Here is a 16,784-nt window from a genome sequence, read left to right as displayed (position 1 = left end):
AGTTCCAGTTGAAACCCTAGGGCCAGCAGGCCCCAGCCCTGTTAGGATGATGCGGTTCTGAGCGCGCCGTTGCTGCATCCCGCGCCGAACCACCCCCACTCCCCGCCACTGATACGAGTATCGCCGTGTCCTTCTTTGCAAACGTGGAACAGGTTCCTGGTGACCCGATTCTGGGTCTGACCGAGGCTTACAACGCTGACAGCCGCACCACCAAGGTCAATCTTGGCGTGGGCATCTACTACGACGAAAACGGCCGCATTCCGCTGCTGCGCGCCGTCAAGCAGATCGAGCAGCAGCTTGCCGCCGAGGCCAAACCGCGCGGCTACCTGCCCATCGACGGCCTGCCGGCCTACACCCAGGCCACCCAGAAGCTGGTATTCGGCGAGGGTTCGGATCTGCTGGCCGCTGGCCGCGTTGCCACCTCGCAGACCGTTGGCGGCAGCGGTGCGCTGCGCGTCGGTGCCGACCTGCTCAAGCGTCTGCTGCCGCACGCCACCATCGCCATCAGCAACCCGAGCTGGGAAAACCACCGCGCCGTGTTCGGCGCTGCCGGTTTTGACGTGGTCGACTACACCTATTACGACAACGCCGCGCACGGCCTGGATTTCGCCGGCATGCTGGCCGACCTGCAGAAGCTGCAGCCGGGCACCGTAGTGCTGCTGCATGCCTGCTGCCACAACCCGACCGGCGCCGACCTGAGCACCGAGCAGTGGAAGCAGGTTGCCGCGCTGCTGAAGGACCGCCAGCTGTTCCCCTTCATCGACATGGCCTACCAGGGCTTCGACAAGGGCATCGAGCAGGACGGCCAGGCAGTGCGTATTGTCGCCGAGGCCGGCATCGACAGCTTCATCGTCGCCAATTCGTACTCCAAGTCGTTCTCGCTGTATGGCGAGCGCGTGGGTGCGTTGTCGGTGGTGGGCCCGGATGCCGCCTCGACCAAGGCCGTGCAGTCGCAGGTCAAGCGCATCATCCGCACCATCTACTCCAGCCCCTCCACCCACGGTGCCGCCCTGGTGGCCGGCGTGCTGGGCAGCGGCGAGCTGCGTGGCGTGTGGGAAGCCGAGCTGACCGAAATGCGCGAGCGCATCCACGCCCTGCGTGCCGGCATGGTGCAGAAGCTGGCCGCCCTGGGCGCGCCGGAGTTCGGCTTCATCCAGCAGCAGGCCGGCATGTTCTCCTACTCGGGCCTGAGCAAGGCACAGGTAGACACGCTGCGTGACGACTACGGCATCTACGCCGTCGGCACCGGCCGCATCTGCGTGGCCGCACTGAGCCAGAAGAATCTGGACTACGTGGCCAAGGCGGTTTACGAAGTCAGCCGCGGCTGATTGATTGTTGCTGCTGATGTGTTGATGAAAAGCCCGGGGAAACCCGGGCTTTTTTGTGGTTTGAGGGTTGTGGATAAGGCTGTGGAGCAAGAGCTTTAAGGCACCCCTCCCCAGCCCTCCCCTGCGCGCTGCGCAAGGGAGGGGGCTAGAGCCTGCAGTTCGCAAAATGATGAGGGCTGCAGCCGTTGCCCCCTCCCTTTGCCGCAGGCAAGGGGGTGAAGAAGGCCCGTTTGCGCGCCACTGGCGTGCGGCCTGATGAACGACCGAAGGCTGTGCCTTCGGGCCGGGCGGGCTGGGGAGGGGTGCCTTTGCCCCTGCTCTTGCCACTTCCCCCAGCCTTATTCACAACCCTCTGTGGATATCCACAACTAGCCAGGCACCACCCAGGTAACCACCACCGCAGCCACCACCATCGCCCCCAGCCCAAAGGCCACACCGGCGCCGTAACGGCCGCCACCACTGGCAAACGCCAGCACCGACTTGGCCAGTGACGCAGAGGCCAGCAAGGCCACCACGCCCCAGCGCGCCTGCGCCAGCTCCAGGCCACCGGAGGCCGTCAGCCCGGCAATGCTGGCGGCCGCCGCATGCAGTTCACCCAGGGCGGCAATCGTCGCCCCGGCCAAGGCGCCGGCCTGCCCAAACAGTTGCCGTAGCCCTTCTGACAACAGCAGCACCACTGCAATCACCAGCGCGATCAGCAAGGCATGCTTGAGCTGGAAGGCTTTCGCTGGTGGCCCCTGCGGCACCGCTTCATCGGCTACGTGGCGCAGCCCCAACGCCGAACACAGCAGCAGCACCAGTGCCGCTGCCGCCAGCGGCCACGCTGCCGCTTTCAACAACGTCGGCGAACTGGTGCCGATAACTGCCGCAAACAGCAGTAACGAGGCAAGGTTGGCCAACAAGGCCGCGGCTACCGACGGCATCACCAAGCCCGGCGCCGCACGGCTGCCGCGGCCAAACCCGGCCACCGCCGCCGTCGACGAGGCAAAACCGGAAAAGAACCCGGCTACCGGCAAGCCCCAGCGCGCGCCCACCGTCCGCAAGGCGATATGCCCGAGCATGCCCACGCCCATCACCAACACCACGATCTGCCATAGCTTGGACGGCACCAGCACGCCCCAAGGGTCGACCGCGCGGTCGGGCAACATCGGCAGCACCACCAGCGCGCAGGCCGCCAGCAGCAAGGCATCGCGCACTTCCTGGTCGCTGATGACCTCCCGGCTCAACCGCGCCAACGGCGCCTTGGCCCACAACAGGATGGCCACCACCACACCCAGCGCCGCAGCCAGCGCCTGCTGCTGCATGCCCAAGCCGCCCAGCAGCACGGTTAACAACAGGGCGATCTCACCAGTCAGGCCGGGATCTTCCCGCGAGGTGACGCGATAGCTGGTCCAGGCCAGCGCCGCTACGGCCAGCAGAGCTACCACGAACACGGCCTGGCCCAGCATGAGCCCGGCAGCGCCCAGCAGGGCGGCCAACGCATGCGTGCGCACTCCTGCCTGCAGGCTGGTACGGCCACCGTGCTGGCGTTCGCGTACCGCTCCGATCAGCAAGCCGATGCCCAAGGCAGTCAACAAACCGTGTATGGCCTGATTCCAATCCATTAGTGATCTCCAGCAAGGCCCTGAATGGTACGAAGGCTGTGGATAAAGCCAATACCCACGGACTTATCCACATCTCATTCCCATCAGAAATTATCCCCAAACCTCTGTGGATAACCCTGTCGCGCTCGCCATGGCGGGGTTTCTCCCCTTCACCCCGTTGGCATAACAAACCGGGCGATGGACGCTGTCCATATTTGTCCACAGAAAGACAAAGTCTGGCCATGGCTCGTAAAAAAAAGGTCCAGCCGCGACAATAGCCCTCCTTTTGTCTGAAGGTAGTTGCCGTCCATGTCCCGTACGTCGCTGACCCGCTTCCTGATCGAAGAACAGCATGCCAAGCGCATCAACGCCGACCTGCGCCAGCTGGTGGCGGTGGTTGCCCGCGCCTGCACCAGCATCTCGATCGCCGTCAGCAAGGGCGCCTTGGGCGGCGTGCTGGGTGATGCCGGCACCGGCAACGTGCAGGGCGAGGCGCAGAAGAAGCTGGACGTGATCTCCAACGAGATCCTGCTCGAAGCCAACGCCTGGGGTGGCCACCTGGCCGCCTGCGCCTCGGAGGAAATGGACCACTGCCAGCCGGTGCCGTCCGAATACCCGCTGGGCGACTTCCTGCTGCTGTTCGATCCGCTGGATGGCAGCTCCAACATCGATGTGAACGTCTCGGTCGGCACCATCTTCTCGGTGCTGCGCTCGCCCAAGGGTGTGGATAAGCCGGGCGACGAGCACTTCCTGCAGCCCGGCACCCAGCAGGTGGCGGCCGGTTACTGCATCTACGGGCCCAGCACCATGCTGATCCTGACCGTGGGCCATGGCACCCACGCCTTCACCCTGGACCGTGAAACCGGCGAGTTCGTGCTGACCCAGCGCGGCATGCAGGTACCGGCGGACACCAAGGAGTTCGCCATCAACATGTCCAACCAGCGCCACTGGGAGGCGCCGATGCAGGGCTATGTGGCCGATCTGCTGGCCGGCAAGGAAGGCGTGCGCGCCAAGGACTTCAACATGCGCTGGATCGCCTCGATGGTGGCCGACGTGCACCGCATCCTGACCCGCGGCGGCATCTTCATCTACCCGTGGGACAAGAAGGACCCGTCGAAGGCCGGCAAGCTGCGCCTGATGTACGAGGCCAACCCGATGGCGTTGCTGGTGGAGCAGGCCGGCGGCGCCGCCACCGATGGCCGCGAGCGCATCCTCGACATCGCCCCGACCCAGCTGCACCAGCGCGTACCGGTATTCCTCGGCTCGAAGAACGAAGTCGCCGAAGCCACCCGCTACCACCGCGACCACGACGCCTGAGCAACCGTTCCGTAGTGCCGAGCCATGCTCGGCAGAGGCGTTGCCGATGAACCAACCTGTAGGAGCGGCGTAAGCCGCGAAGCCACTGCCGCCATTCGGCACGTAGCCCGGGTAAGCACAGCGCCCCCGGAGCCGTCCGCACAAAGCTCCCGGGTGCGCTGCGCTTACCCGGGCTACGGTAGTGCGTAGTGCCGAGCCATGCTCGGCAGAGGCTTTCCCGGTAAACCAAGCTGGCATTGCTTGGAAAGGCCCTTGCCGAGCATGGCTCGGCACTACACATGCGGGGCGGTTCGCGCCACCATCGACGGCAGCTCTCCGGAGATACCATCGATGCGCGGATTCATCATGCTGTGGCTGTTGCTGGTCCCCGCTTGGGCCTGGGCACAAACCCCCTTGGCGCTGGAACACGCCGACGCGGCCTGGAACCAGCTGCGCCTGCATGGCGATGCCAAGGCACTGGCACCCTTGCTGGCCGACGACTGGCTGCTGACCCATTCCGATGGCCGTGTGCAGCACAAGGCCGACTACCTGCAGGAACTGGCCACGCGCCAGCGCCGCAATACCCGCATCGACAATGAAGACGTGCAGGTCCGCCTGCATGGCGATACCGCGGTGATCACCGGCACCAGCGTGCAGGCGGCCATCAGCGATGGCAAACCCTGGCAGGGGCGGTTCCGCTTCACCCGCGTCTGGCTGCTGCGTGATGGCCAATGGCAGATGCTGGCCTCGCATTCCTCACGCTTGGCGGAGGCCGCACCATGAGCGTGCCCGACTTCATCGAGGTCTATGACAACGCGCTGTCCGCTGCCGATTGCGCTGCCATCGTCGAGCGCCTGCGCCACAGCACACAACTCAAACCCGGCCAGGTCGGCAGCGGCGTTTTCCCCGAACTCAAGCGCAGCCACGACCTGCGCATCAGCGGCAATGAGGGCTGGCGCGATGTCGAACAGCGCCTGCAGCAGGCCGTGTTCAACGGCATGCTGCATTACCTGCGGCGTTACCCACAGGTTCTGATTTCGCCGTTGATGCTGCAGGTGCCCGACGCGGATGGCCAGGCGCGGCGACTGGGTGCGGATGATTTCCAAGGGATGGACGATGCCGCGCTATCCGAACTCGCGCGCACCTGCCTGCGCCCCGGCGCGATCAATCTGCAATGGTATACAGCGGGCGAGGGCGGCTATCCGTATTGGCACTGCGAACTGTTCCCGCGCGACCCGGGCGGCGAAACCCTGCACCGCCATCTGCTGTGGACGCTGTATCTCAACGATGGCTTCGAAAACGGCGAAACCGAGTTCCTGTTCCAGCAACGCAAGGTAGTGCCGCGTACTGGCAGCCTGTTGATCGCACCAACAGCCTTCACCCACACCCATCGCGGCAACCGCCCGCAGGGTGGGGACAAGTTCATTGCGACGAGTTGGATATTGTTCCAGTCTGCGCAGCGTTTGTATGGCGATGGTGGCTGATCCCTGACGCTCATGGGGGTTGCCCGCTTCACATGTAGAGCGGAGCCATGCTCCGCTGAAGCTTTACCCGAAAACCCCATGTAGGAGCGGCGTAAGCCGCGAAGCTGACGATCCATCCGAGGCGATGATGCCTGCACAGTTTCATTGCTGCCGGCTGCGCGGCTTACGCCGCTCCTACAAAGGACTCCACGTAGTGCCGAGCATGGCTCGGCACTACGGTGATCAGTACATCTCAAACGTCGTCGTAGCAGAGATCGTCCGGGTCAACGCCAATATGGTCCGGCGAAGGCAGCTCCAGCAAACGTACTGCTGCGATTTCCTGCTTCCCCTGCAGCAACGCTTTTGCCACGCGATGCATGCCATCCATCATCCGTCCTTGCGGGCAGAGAATGATCGGATACTGCAGATCAGCAGCCTCCACCAGCTGCATTTGATCGATCACCTGTCTACATGTGGGTGGTGGCGAGCCGGCATCCCACCAATAGGCTTCGTCCAGTTCTGCGATTGAAGACAACGGAACATGCGAGACCGGCAGTTCGCGGCTGAGCGCGATCAAACGATGCACATCCCAGGCCAGCAAGCCTGCGTCGCTTTGACGGAAATGGTATTGCCTGCGCATGGTTTGACTGCCCTCGAAATCCAGCCAACAGCGTAGCGCACCCGCTGTTGTAGAGCCGAGCCATGCTCGGCTGAAGCTTTACCAGCAAAGCCTGTGGGAGCGGCGTAAGCCGCGAAGCTCCCAATCCACCCGCTGCGGCAAATTCTGCTATTTCATTGATGTCAGCTTCGCGGCTTACGCCGCTCCTACAACTGACTTCGTCTGCTGCCGAGCATGGCTCGGCACTACAAGTGGGGCCTAGAACAACTCGCCCTGCAGCGATGGCTTCTTCGGTGGCAGCGGGGCGATGAACTTGCTGCAGTCCAGCCACGGCCATTGCTGCCGCGAGGCGTTGAAGCCGAGTCGCTTGCTGGCCAGCTTGAAGCGGTTTGCCAGCAGGTCCGCGTACACACCTTCGCCACGCATGCGCTTGCCGAACTGGCTGTCGTAATCCTTGCCGCCGCGTAGCTGGTTGATGGTGCTCATCACGTGCTCCGCGCGCTGCGGGTAATGTGCATCCAACCAGTCGCGGAACAGCGGGGCAACTTCATACGGCAGCCGCAGCAGCACATAACCGGCGCTGCTGGCGCCGGCCTCACGTGAGGCTTCCAGCACCGCTTCCAGTTCGGCGTCGTTGATCCACGGAATCACCGGCGCCACCATCACGCCGACCGGAATGCCGGCATCGCTCAACCTGCGCATTGCACGCAGCCGTGCATGCGGTGCCGAGGCACGCGGTTCGAGTTTTGCCGACAGATGCGGGTCCAGCGAGGTCACCGAGAAATGCACGCTGACCAGTTGCTGCTCGGCCAGCGGCGCCAGCAGGTCCATGTCACGTTCAACCAGGGCGTTCTTGGTGATCAGCGAAAACGGATGCTTGGTCTCCTGCATCACCTCGATCAGCTGGCGGGTGATGCCCAACTTGCGTTCGATCGGCTGGTAGGCGTCGGTGTTGATGCCCAGTGCGATCGGCTGCGGCACGTAGCCGGGCTTGGACAGCTCACGACGCAGCACCTCCGCCGCATTGGTCTTGGCGAAGATCTTGGTTTCGAAATCCAGCCCTGGCGACAGGTTCAGATAGGCATGCGTCGGCCGCGCGAAACAATACGAGCAACCATGCTCACAACCGCGATACGGATTGACCGATTGGCTGAAGCCCACGTCCGGCGAGTTGTTGCGGCTGATGATGCTGCGCGCGGTTTCCGGGCGCACGTCGGTGCGCAGCCTGGCCTCGGCGAATTCCTCGCTCTCATCGACCGCCCAGCCGTCATCGACAGCTTCGCTGGTCTGGGTTTCGAAACGGCCGGGCAGGTAGGTGCTGGCACCGCGGCCTTTGATCGGGGTAGGCATATGCCTACGCTAACGCGGCCTGGTCGCAGGATCTGCGACAAGCCGCATTCATCCAGCGCGCGCTTCAGCCGGCCTTGGGTTTGATCACCAGGGTGGCGCTCATGCCGGCGCTGAGCACGGCATCGGCAGGTACCGAAGCCGGGTCGATGCTCACCCGCACCGGCACGCGCTGGGCCAGCCGCACCCAGTTGAAGGTGGGTTCGACCTCGGCCAGCAGATTGCTGCCGGTAGGGCCGGCCGCATCGGCCACGCCGGTGGCGATGCCTTCGACCTTGCCGTGCAGGCGCAGGCCACCGGCCATCAGGCGGATATCCACAGCGTCACCGCGATGGATTTTGGGCAGCTTGGTTTCCTCGAAGTAGCCGTACACCCACATGCCTTCGCTGGCGACCAGCGCCATCCGCGCCTGGCCGGCGGCGGCGTAATCGCCCACGCGCACGTCAAGGTTGGTGATGGTGCCGTCGGCGCTGGCGCGCACTTCGGTACGGCCCAGTTCCAGCTGTGCCTGCTGCAGCGTCACCCGCGCCTGCTGCAAGGCGGCAAGTGCCTGCTGGCTGCCGGCGCTGGCGGCATGCGCGCTGGCCTGTGCCTGCTTCCAGCTGGCCTGTGCAGCCTGCGCCACCGCACGGGCATCGGCCTGCGATTCGCGCGAGACGATGCCGTCGAGCTGGGCGCGGCGCTGGGCCTGTTCCTGCCGCATCTGGTATTCGGCCTGGCTGGCGTTGGCGCCGGCACTGGCGGCGGAGATCGAGGCGCCCGCTGCACGTGCAGCCGCTTCGGCGGCCTGCAGATCGGCTTCGGCCTTGGCGACGGCCAGCGCGTAGCGATCACGGTCAATGACGAACAGCAACTCGCCCTTCTTCACCAATTGGTTGTCATGCACGGCCACCTCGGTGACCAGGCCGGACACATCCGGGGCAAGGCGCACCACCTCGGCACGCAGGCGCGCATCGCGCGTCCATGGCGTAAGCATGTATTGGTGCCAGACCACGTAGGCAAGCACTGCGGCAAGCAGCACCACCACGCTGGTGACACCGCCTCGTATCAGGCTGGCGGTTTTCATCGGGACATCCTCAATCAGAAAAGTGGGGCAGGAACAACAACAGCGCCATGCAGTAGATGGCGGCAAACAAGGCCACCCGCACCAGCGAGGGGTGCAGCGCGCGGCGGTACAGGCCAACCCGGCCCAGGCCGTAATCCAGCAGGCCGAACACCGGCAGCAGCAGCACCACCAGCACCAGTGCGCCGGGGAAATAGATACCGCCCATGGAAACTTCAAACGGCATGACGGGCCTCCTTCAGGCGTTGCTGGCGACGGGAACGCTGCACATAGGCGGCCAGCACCGAGGCGCTGTCATCCAGGCTCATCTGCAGCAGGTAAAGGTGATCACGCACCGCGCGCAGGGCCTGCGGCTGCGGGCCGGCCAGTTCGCCCAGCGCGGCCTGCACGCTGGCCTTGGCATCGCGCAGGGTGCGCGCGCGCGGCGTGCGGTAGAGCTGGCCGAGCAACGCCAGCGCCTGTTCAATCCGCGCATGCAAGGAAGCGGGCAGGTTCTGTTCGGCCAGGTCATGGCGCAGGTCGATCGCGCAATGCCCGGCTTCGTGCACCAGCAGCGCCCATTCGAACAGCTGCCGCGACGGCCGGCTGCCGGCCGTGGTGCGGCTGGCCACCTGTTGGAACAACTCGCGGCTGACACTTTCAAACTTCGGCAGCAGGCCTGGCAGAGGGGCGCTTACCGCCAGCTGCACCTGCGCGCGCAGGCGCTCGAGCAGGCGCCGCTGGCGTTGCTTGCTGCCCGGCAGGCCCGGCACCAGCATGAACACACCCATCGCTACGAAGGCGCCGACCGCCATGGTCAGCGAGTTGTCCAGGAAGCTCTGCGCGCTGGGATGGAAGTGCGGGCCCATGTTCCACGAAACCAGGATGCCGACATTCATCGCCATGCCGATCACCGCAAAACGCGGCCGGGTGGAGATGTACAGCGAGGCGAGCATCGATGGCAGGGTCAGCAGCACCAGCATCGGGAAATCCGGTGCCAAGGCCATGGCGACGAAGCCGGGCAGGGCAAAGAACGGCGCCACCACATGGCCGATGGTGGCGCGGCGCACCACCCATAGCGGGTCCGGTGCCGCCGAGGACATCGCCACCAGCGCGGCCATGCCGAATACCGCCAGGCCGCCCTGGTTCCAGCTGCTGCTCAGCCACAGCAGCGACAAGGCCAGCATCACCACGAAGCAGCGCACGGCCGCCAGCGCGATGGCATACCAGTCGTTGGCGCGTGTGAAGCGCACCTTGCTCAGGCGCGGTGCGCGGGCACGCAGGCGGCCCTTGCCGGTCTCCATCCGTGCCTTGGCGCTGAGGTAGGCCTGCAGTTCTTCGGCAAATCGGCGCACCAGCAACGCGCTGGCATCGAAGCCGGCCTGCAGCTCGGCCGGCAACGCACGGCGCTCGCGTGCGAACAGGCCATCCAGTTGCCCGCACCAGTGCTGCAATGCCTTGGCCAGGGCGGGCACATCATCGCGCAGGGCGCTGTCGTCCAACAGCGGCAGCAAGGGCTTGAGACTGGCGCGGATGGCGCTGACCAAGGCCTCGTCCTTGCTGCGGCGCAGCCGATCGATATGGTGATGCAGGGCCTGGAAGCGCGAGGTGGCGGCCATGAAATGCTGGTTGATCAGCTTGAGCTGGCCGTTGCTGCTGCGCAGGATCGGGTCGTCGAAATAAGCCATGGCGCGCAGATCCTCGAACTGGATCGCGCCCTGTACCACGCGGCTCTGGGTGCGTTCGATCACCTCGAAGCCCTGCAGGCGGCCCCCGATGGAATCGGCGACAAACCCCAGGAAGTCATTGAGGTTGCCGTCGTCGGCCGCACGCAGGCCGGCGCGCAGACGGTTGGGCCACAGCACGTCGAACACCACGCTGGTCACCGCCATGCCCAGCAGCACCTCGCCGGTACGCTCCAGCGCACTGTTGAGGATGTTCTGCGGCTGCTCGATCACCGGGAACACGATCATCGCCACCGTGTACCCGGACAGCACGAAGCCATACGAGGCCATGCCACGGCTCCACACCGAGCCGCCGGCACAGAAGCCGGCCCACAGCGCCATCACAGTGACCAGCGCCACCGGGCTCTGCGGAAACAACGACACGATCAGCACCGCCATCGCGCAGCCAACAACGGTGCCCACGCCACGGTAGAACGCCTTGGCCAGCACCATGCCGGTATTGCGGTTCATCACCACCAGCACAGTGATCATCGCGGTGCCGGGCGAGCTCATGCCCAGCCGCATCGCGATCCAGCCGGACAGGTACAAGGCCACCAGCACCTTGCCGATGTAGGCCCACACCGCCCGTTCGCCGTTCATGGCCTGGGTGACGGTGTGCAGCAGCGTGTTGGGGGACCTTTGCGCGCCTGGCACGTGCTCGGCCGGCAGGGCGCTCATGGCTGTTGTTCCAAACCCATCAGGATGCGGGTCAACACGGTTTCGGTATGGCGCAGTTCTTCCGGCTCGACGCCGCTGAAGAAGCGCTGCAACTGCTGGATCACCGCCGGCATCACCTGTTCGATCAGTGCCTCGCCGGCGGGGCTGAGCCGCACCACCAGCTTGCGCCGGTCTTCGGCGCTGGGTTCGCGGCTGACTAGGTCCTTGGCCAGCAGCTGGTCGATCAGGCGGGTCACATTGGACGACTTCTCGCTGGCCGCCTCGCTGATCTCCGACGGGCTCAGGCCCTGCTCGGAGCCATCCAGCATCATCAGCACGTTGTACTCCGGATGGGAGATACCGTAATCGCGCATCAGTTGGTTGCCGTGGTCGCAGAACAGCTTGTGCACCAGCTTGATCAGCCGCGCCAGCATGGCTTGGTCACGCGGAAAGCCGGGGTGGCGCCGGCTGCTGATCGCCAGCTTCTGGTCGATGCTGGCGTAGCCGCCGGCGGCGGGAAGGGTTTTGTCCATCCCGGTATATTACACTTATGTAGTAATTGATGCAATGCACAAAGACCGCAGGTGCTTTTGTGGGAGCGGTGTAAACCGCGAAGCTGGCATTCCTTCCGTGCGCTGTGGCATGTCCTGTGTCATGGCTGTCCGGGGTTTTCGATGCCGGATACATCTGTTGCTTCGCGGCTGACGCCGCTCCCACAGGAACAGGGGCCCCGCCGTCGTTGACCAATGTCGCGCCGGGCTGCCTGTAGGAGCGGCGTAAGCCGCGAAGCTGGGATTCCTTCCACGCGCTGTGGCATGCCCGATGTCATGGCTGTTCAGGGTTTCCGGCGCCGGATCCATCAGTGGCTTCGCGGCTTACGCCGCTCCTACAGGAACAGCGGGCCCCGCCGTCATTGGGCAATGTCGCACCTGGTCTGCTTGTAGGAGCGGCGGCAGCCGCGAAACTGGCATTCCCACCGCGCGCTGTGCATGCGCGGAGCCATGGCTGTTCATGGTTTCCGACGCCGGATCCATCTGTTGCTTTGCGGCTGACGCCGCTCCTACAAGAACAGCGGGCCCCGCCGTCGTTGGCCAATGTCGCACTTGGTCTGCTTGTGGGAGCGGCGGCAGCCGCGAAGCTGGGGTTCCTTCCGCGCGCTGTGGCATGCCCGATGTCATGGCTGTCCCAGATATCCCGCGCCTGATCCATCAGTGGCTTCGCGGCTGACGCCGCTCCCACAAGAGCACAAGATCACACGCCCGCAGGAACAACAGGGCCCCTGCGGTCATCGGCCATCGCTAGAATCCGTGCATGCGCCAAACCCTCCAAGACCTGTGGACAAGTCTGTCCAGCATTCCCCACGTCGCCCAGATCCTGGCCGCCGCCTACCTCACCTATCTGCTCGTACTGGCCTGCTACATCGTGCTGCAGAAGCGCGAGCCGGTGGCGACACTGAGCTGGATCCTGTCACTGGCCGCGCTGCCCTACATCGGCCTGTTCGTGTTCTACCTGTTCGGCCCGCAGAAGATCGTGCGCCAGCGCCTGCGCCGTGGCCGCTCACGCGAGGGCATGAGCACCTACGACGCGGTGTGCCCGCCCGATGCCAACTGCACCGAACTGGCGCGGGTAGGGCAGGCCACCACCGGCCTGTCGCCGAGCACCGCCACCGATGTCGACTGGCTGCTGGATGGCGCGGCCACCTATGCGGCGATCATCGAGGCCATCGGCAAGGCGCGCCGCCACGTCAACCTGGAGTACTACATCTTCGAACCGGACCATGCCGGTACCGCCATGCGCGACGCGCTGATCGAACGTGCGCGCGCCGGTATCAAGGTGCGCCTGCTGCTGGATGCGGTGGGGTCGTCGAAGGTACGCAGATCCTTCCTGCGGCCCTTGCTCGATGCCGGCGCGGAAATGGCCTGGTTCCACCCGCGCCAACTGCTCAAGCCGCTGAAGCGGCCGTGGTTGAACCTGCGTACCCACCGCAAGCTGGTGGTGGTGGACGGCGAGGTGGCCTTCACCGGTGGCATCAACGTCACCGACGAGGAAGACGACAGCCGCAACCCCAATGCCTATCGCGACCTGCACATGCGCATCCGCGGCCAGGTTGTCCACAGCCTGCAGCTGGTGTTCCTGGAAGACTGGATCTACGCCAGCGAGCAGCGCCCGGAGCTGTTCGACCGTGCCGATCTGTTCCCGGCCGATGTGCCCAGCCGCGCGCAGGGCAGCATCGATGCGCAGGTGCTGGTGTCCGGCCCGGATTCGGCCTGGGAGCCCATCCACCGCCTGCATGTGGCTGCCATCCAGGAAGCCAAGCGCCGCGTCTGGCTGGTAACGCCGTACTTCGTGCCCGGTGAGGCGGCACGCATGGCCTTGACCTCGGCCGCGCTCGGGGGACTGGACACGCGTTTGATGGTGCCCAAGCAGAGCGACTCCAGATTCGTCACCCTCGCCGCGCGCTCCTACTTCGACGAGCTGCTGGAAGCGGGCGTACGCATCTTCGAATACGGCCCGCGCATGTTGCACAGCAAGGCCTTCATCGCCGACGACGACACCTGCATCGTCGGCACCGCCAACTTCGATCACCGCAGCTTCCGGCTGAATTTCGAACTGTCGATGATGTATACCGACCGCAAGCTCACCGCCGAGCTGGAAGCCATCCTGCAGGCCGAGTTCGACAGCGCCGAGGAAGTGCAGCCCATCCGCGACCGCTCGCTGTGGCGCAAGCGCCTGCCCGAGGCCTTCGCAAGACTGGCCTCGCCGCTGCTGTAGCCGTGACGCTGCAACCGCCGGCGTCCGGCAGTGCAGCGTGCACGGCCGGGCAGGGGACTTATCCACCGGTTTAACCCGGTTTGCCCATTCACCGGTACAGCGGCCCAAGCAGCCGGCGCGGCATGGAATCGGCACTGCCCGCGCCGTTACACTGCACGCCTCTGATGGGGAGATCGTCATGTACTGGCTGTTTCTATTGCTTGCGCTGGGCGCGTTCCTGCTCGCCTTCTCCACCACCCACAGCTGGCTGCTGGTTCTGGCCCTGCTCGCGGCGTTGGTGTTCCTGCTGCTGTGGGCCAAAGGCCTGTACGTGGCCCGCTTTGGCGGCATGAACACGGTGCCCCGGCCGCTGCATGCCGCCGAACTGCAGGCGCTGCGCGCACAGCTGCGGCCCGCCGCCGAGACCAGCACTGCAACACCGGCAGCGTCGGTCGCACAGGCGGCTGCAAGCACGTCGGCCCCGGCCAACGAACGTGAGCTGCCGCAGCCATGACCGTGCTCAGCGTCAACGTCAACAAGATTGCCGTGCTACGCAATTCGCGTGGCGGCAATGATCCGGATGTGGTGCGCGCGGCGATGACCTGCCTGCGTGCCGGCGCGCACGGCATCACCGTGCACCCGCGCCCGGACCAGCGGCATATCCGCGCCACCGACGTGCTGATGCTGTCCGCGCTCACCCAGCAACATGGCGTCGAGTTCAACATCGAGGGCAACCCGTTCGCGCCACCGCGCGAGGGCTATCCCGGCCTGCTCGAACTGTGCGAGCAGACCCGTCCGGCACAGGCCACCCTGGTGCCCGACAGCGATGGCCAGCTGACTTCCGATCACGGCTTCGATTTCGACCGCGATGGCGCACGCCTGCGGCCGCTGATCGCCACGCTCAAGTCCTTTGGCTGCCGGGTCAGCCTGTTCGTGGATGCGGGTAATCCGGATATCGCCCAGGCCGCCGTGCTCGGCGCCGATCGCGTGGAGTTGTACACAGGCCCCTTTGCCGAAGCACATGCTGCCGGCGACCCTTGGGAGTCGCTGGCCGAGTTCGCCGATGCGGCGCGCCGCGCGCAGGCTGCAGGCCTCGGCGTCAATGCCGGCCACGACCTGTCGCAGGCCAATCTGAGTGCGTTCCTCGCCCACGTCCCCGACGTGCTGGAAGTGTCCATCGGCCACGCCTTGATCAGCGAAGCCTTGTATACCGGGCTGGAAGCAAGCGTTGCGGGCTATCTGGCAGCCATTGCCGAAGCCGAGAGCCTGAGCAGATAAGCAGGCTCAGGTTTGCTTTGCCGCCAGCGAAAGCCAGGGAACAGCGCTGCGTTCGCTCCGGCAAGCCATTGGCGTCCGCCACTTCAAGCCAGCAATACTTACGAATCGCTGGCTGCCCTGGCAGGGTGGGGATGAAATTGCATCCACACACTTATCCACATACGTTTCCACAGCATTTCGTAGGGCGCTGACTGAACTGCTCAGCATTGTGGATAAGCGGAATAGCGACGTTTGGGCCTCGCCTGCGGCTTAGTCAAGCCAGTCTTGGAGCGTGTGCGCGGCAACCTTATCCACAGGCTTCAATCTGGCTCTGGATGTAGCAATCGGGGTGTAGCTGCCTTCCAGCGCACATTTCGCAAGCAACCTGGCTGCGACTGTATTGCTCTGACGGCGATCTCGGTCTGAGCGGTTTCAGCCTGGCAGGCGATTCGCTATCCACAGATCAATATCAGCAAAATAAGGCCTATATTCGGCCTTCGCCGCGCATTTACTGCTGGAGGGAATCTCAAGTCGTGCTTTTCGGGCTCTGGGAGTTCAGTCCGAAAATGCCGTTTTTGATGCAGAGCTGCTGGGATTCAAGCGATTATTCCCGCGTTCCAGCGCGAAGCGGAAAAGCCCCAGTAGGCATTCCGTGCCAAGTTATCCACATGTACGCGACTGCGGGGTGGGGCAGGGCAGCTACGCTGCTGCGGCAGTGATGCCAGTGAAGATATCCACAAACGTGGGGGCGGGTTCGTCGAGCCCCTCAGCTCCGAATCGAACCGTTTCCACGTGGAGCATTCCGCAGTAATCCACAGGCTGTTACTGAGATTACGCGCCGGCAGAGGCGGCTCGGAACTATCCACAATGCCGTGCGGATAAGTGTGTGCTGCGGGTAAGTCTCTAGCGAAATCTGGCTCCAACGATTGGTTGGAGAACTCGGCTGAATTTGCTTGGTGATCGCATGGCCAGGCAGCGCCGCAGGGAGTCCTGGATGCTTGGTTTTTTGGCTGCTGTTTCTGGCTTCGGAAAAATCGAATGCCGTTGGAAAACGGCTACTCCGGTCTGCCCTCACCCCAACCCCTCTCCCGTGAACGGGAGAGGGGCTTGATCTGCTGCTTCGGCATTTGATCTGCCATTTCTGACAGTTCTGCCTTCTCTGCCTTCTCTGCCGGCGCTGACGCCGCAGCGCCCGCCGCTGCCAGAAGCGCAACTGGCAAACTCCACCGGCAAAAAACAGCAAAAAAAACGCCCCCACAAGGAGGGCGTTTTCCAGTCGCGTCATGACTTGGTATTGCAGTATTGCTTACTGCACGAAGCCAATCTTCTTCATCTGAGCGTTCTTCGCCTGGGCCAGGATCTTGGCCATGACGTCGTACTCGGAATCCGGGCTTGCTTCGATGCGAAGTTCCGGCTGGTTGGTCGGATCCTTCTGTACTTCTTCTTCCATCTTCTGCTGCAAGTCGTGCACGTTCACTGGACTGTTGTTCCAGAAAACCTGGTTGCTTGAATCAACCCGCAGGTCGATCGGCGGCGGCGGCTCGCGCAGCTGCGGCGGCGGGTTGATGACCCGCTGCGGCAGATCCACGGCGATCGGATACGTCATGATCGGCGCGGTAACGATGAAGATGATCAGCAGCACCAGCATCACGTCCACGAGGGGAGTGACGTTGATGTCGGCCATTGGGCCCCTGTTTCCACCACTACTGAATGCCAT

Annotated in this window: 15 protein-coding genes; 7 read left to right on the top strand and 8 right to left on the bottom strand. The window is 64.4% G+C overall.

The window, feature by feature from the left end; translation table 11 throughout:
- The first annotated feature begins 125 nt into the window (after positions 1 to 125).
- Positions 126 to 1,328, top strand: a complete 1,203-nt coding sequence (locus BCV67_RS09780; protein WP_062170816.1) for an aromatic amino acid transaminase — start codon at positions 126 to 128, stop codon at positions 1,326 to 1,328.
- A gap of 368 nt (positions 1,329 to 1,696) precedes the next feature.
- On the opposite strand, the gene BCV67_RS09775 is transcribed toward BCV67_RS09780, so the two are convergent.
- Positions 1,697 to 2,932 carry an MgtC/SapB family protein gene (locus BCV67_RS09775; RefSeq protein ID WP_062170818.1) on the bottom strand — a complete coding sequence of 412 codons (1,236 nt, stop codon included), beginning with the start codon at positions 2,930 to 2,932 and terminating at the stop codon, positions 1,697 to 1,699.
- Between the two features lie 288 nt (positions 2,933 to 3,220).
- On the opposite strand from BCV67_RS09775, the gene BCV67_RS09770 reads away from it, so the two are divergent.
- The 3 genes from BCV67_RS09770 (at position 3,221) to BCV67_RS09760 (ending at position 5,691) form a co-directional block, all read left to right on the top strand.
- Positions 3,221 to 4,228, top strand: a complete 1,008-nt coding sequence (locus tag BCV67_RS09770; protein WP_062170820.1) for a class 1 fructose-bisphosphatase — start codon at positions 3,221 to 3,223, stop codon at positions 4,226 to 4,228.
- 330 nt (positions 4,229 to 4,558) lie between these two features.
- Complete coding sequence (locus BCV67_RS09765) at positions 4,559 to 4,990, top strand: nuclear transport factor 2 family protein (protein ID WP_065868101.1); 432 nt, start codon at positions 4,559 to 4,561, stop codon at positions 4,988 to 4,990.
- Complete coding sequence (locus BCV67_RS09760) at positions 4,987 to 5,691, top strand: 2OG-Fe(II) oxygenase (RefSeq protein WP_156455907.1); 705 nt, start codon at positions 4,987 to 4,989, stop codon at positions 5,689 to 5,691. Before BCV67_RS09765 ends, BCV67_RS09760 begins: the two co-directional genes overlap by 4 nt.
- A gap of 232 nt (positions 5,692 to 5,923) precedes the next feature.
- On the opposite strand, the gene BCV67_RS09755 is transcribed toward BCV67_RS09760, so the two are convergent.
- The 6 genes from BCV67_RS09755 to BCV67_RS09730 form a co-directional block, all read right to left on the bottom strand.
- Positions 5,924 to 6,310, bottom strand: a complete 387-nt coding sequence (locus tag BCV67_RS09755; RefSeq protein ID WP_062170827.1) for a hypothetical protein — start codon at positions 6,308 to 6,310, stop codon at positions 5,924 to 5,926.
- A 237-nt stretch (positions 6,311 to 6,547) separates the two neighbouring features.
- Positions 6,548 to 7,639: a PA0069 family radical SAM protein gene (locus tag BCV67_RS09750; RefSeq protein WP_062170828.1), complete on the bottom strand. Its 1,092-nt coding sequence runs from the start codon at positions 7,637 to 7,639 to the stop codon at positions 6,548 to 6,550.
- Between the two features lie 64 nt (positions 7,640 to 7,703).
- Positions 7,704 to 8,702: a biotin/lipoyl-binding protein gene (locus tag BCV67_RS09745; RefSeq protein WP_062170830.1), complete on the bottom strand. Its 999-nt coding sequence runs from the start codon at positions 8,700 to 8,702 to the stop codon at positions 7,704 to 7,706.
- A 10-nt stretch (positions 8,703 to 8,712) separates the two neighbouring features.
- A complete protein-coding gene (locus tag BCV67_RS09740; protein ID WP_062170832.1) occupies positions 8,713 to 8,925 on the bottom strand; it encodes a DUF1656 domain-containing protein in 213 nt (70 codons plus the stop codon).
- Positions 8,915 to 11,080, bottom strand: a complete 2,166-nt coding sequence (locus BCV67_RS09735) for an FUSC family protein (RefSeq protein ID WP_065868100.1) — start codon at positions 11,078 to 11,080, stop codon at positions 8,915 to 8,917. The genes BCV67_RS09740 and BCV67_RS09735 overlap by 11 nt, the downstream gene beginning before the upstream one ends.
- Entirely contained in the window at positions 11,077 to 11,592 is a 516-nt protein-coding gene (locus BCV67_RS09730) for a MarR family winged helix-turn-helix transcriptional regulator (protein ID WP_062170836.1), read from the bottom strand. The genes BCV67_RS09735 and BCV67_RS09730 overlap by 4 nt, the downstream gene beginning before the upstream one ends.
- Before the next feature lie 778 nt (positions 11,593 to 12,370).
- On the opposite strand from BCV67_RS09730, the gene cls reads away from it, so the two are divergent.
- From cls to BCV67_RS09715, 3 genes are all read left to right on the top strand, one after another.
- Positions 12,371 to 13,831, top strand: coding sequence for a cardiolipin synthase (gene cls, locus BCV67_RS09725; protein WP_062170838.1), 1,461 nt, complete (start codon positions 12,371 to 12,373; stop codon positions 13,829 to 13,831).
- A 178-nt stretch (positions 13,832 to 14,009) separates the two neighbouring features.
- On the top strand, positions 14,010 to 14,324 hold the full coding sequence (locus BCV67_RS09720; protein WP_062170840.1) for a hypothetical protein: 315 nt from the start codon (positions 14,010 to 14,012) through the stop codon (positions 14,322 to 14,324).
- Positions 14,321 to 15,088: a pyridoxine 5'-phosphate synthase gene (locus BCV67_RS09715; protein WP_062170842.1), complete on the top strand. Its 768-nt coding sequence runs from the start codon at positions 14,321 to 14,323 to the stop codon at positions 15,086 to 15,088. The genes BCV67_RS09720 and BCV67_RS09715 overlap by 4 nt, the downstream gene beginning before the upstream one ends.
- A 1,285-nt stretch (positions 15,089 to 16,373) precedes the next feature.
- On the opposite strand, the gene BCV67_RS09710 is transcribed toward BCV67_RS09715, so the two are convergent.
- Positions 16,374 to 16,784, bottom strand: a complete 411-nt coding sequence (locus tag BCV67_RS09710) for an ExbD/TolR family protein (protein WP_057629870.1) — start codon at positions 16,782 to 16,784, stop codon at positions 16,374 to 16,376.

Source organism: Stenotrophomonas nitritireducens (genome assembly GCF_001700965.1).
GTDB lineage: Bacteria > Pseudomonadota > Gammaproteobacteria > Xanthomonadales > Xanthomonadaceae > Stenotrophomonas > Stenotrophomonas nitritireducens_A.
The sequence above is the reverse complement of the archived record's forward strand: the minus strand, read 5'-3'. Positions and strand labels throughout refer to the sequence as shown.

What these genes read in the sequence shown, in the direction of transcription:
- BCV67_RS09770 (WP_062170820.1), top strand. Translation starts at nt 3,221, where the DNA reads ATGTCCCGTACGTCGCTGACCCGCTTCCTGATCGAAGAACAGCATGCC.
- BCV67_RS09750 (WP_062170828.1), bottom strand. Translation starts at nt 7,639, where the DNA reads ATGCCTACCCCGATCAAAGGCCGCGGTGCCAGCACCTACCTGCCCGGC.
- BCV67_RS09765 (WP_065868101.1), top strand. Translation starts at nt 4,559, where the DNA reads ATGCGCGGATTCATCATGCTGTGGCTGTTGCTGGTCCCCGCTTGGGCC.
- BCV67_RS09730 (WP_062170836.1), bottom strand. Translation starts at nt 11,592, where the DNA reads ATGGACAAAACCCTTCCCGCCGCCGGCGGCTACGCCAGCATCGACCAG.
- BCV67_RS09735 (WP_065868100.1), bottom strand. Translation starts at nt 11,080, where the DNA reads ATGAGCGCCCTGCCGGCCGAGCACGTGCCAGGCGCGCAAAGGTCCCCC.
- BCV67_RS09760 (WP_156455907.1), top strand. Translation starts at nt 4,987, where the DNA reads ATGAGCGTGCCCGACTTCATCGAGGTCTATGACAACGCGCTGTCCGCT.
- BCV67_RS09740 (WP_062170832.1), bottom strand. Translation starts at nt 8,925, where the DNA reads ATGCCGTTTGAAGTTTCCATGGGCGGTATCTATTTCCCCGGCGCACTG.
- BCV67_RS09715 (WP_062170842.1), top strand. Translation starts at nt 14,321, where the DNA reads ATGACCGTGCTCAGCGTCAACGTCAACAAGATTGCCGTGCTACGCAAT.
- BCV67_RS09755 (WP_062170827.1), bottom strand. Translation starts at nt 6,310, where the DNA reads ATGCGCAGGCAATACCATTTCCGTCAAAGCGACGCAGGCTTGCTGGCC.
- BCV67_RS09775 (WP_062170818.1), bottom strand. Translation starts at nt 2,932, where the DNA reads ATGGATTGGAATCAGGCCATACACGGTTTGTTGACTGCCTTGGGCATC.
- BCV67_RS09720 (WP_062170840.1), top strand. Translation starts at nt 14,010, where the DNA reads ATGTACTGGCTGTTTCTATTGCTTGCGCTGGGCGCGTTCCTGCTCGCC.
- BCV67_RS09745 (WP_062170830.1), bottom strand. Translation starts at nt 8,702, where the DNA reads ATGAAAACCGCCAGCCTGATACGAGGCGGTGTCACCAGCGTGGTGGTG.
- BCV67_RS09710 (WP_057629870.1), bottom strand. Translation starts at nt 16,784, where the DNA reads ATGGCATTCAGTAGTGGTGGAAACAGGGGCCCAATGGCCGACATCAAC.
- cls (WP_062170838.1), top strand. Translation starts at nt 12,371, where the DNA reads ATGCGCCAAACCCTCCAAGACCTGTGGACAAGTCTGTCCAGCATTCCC.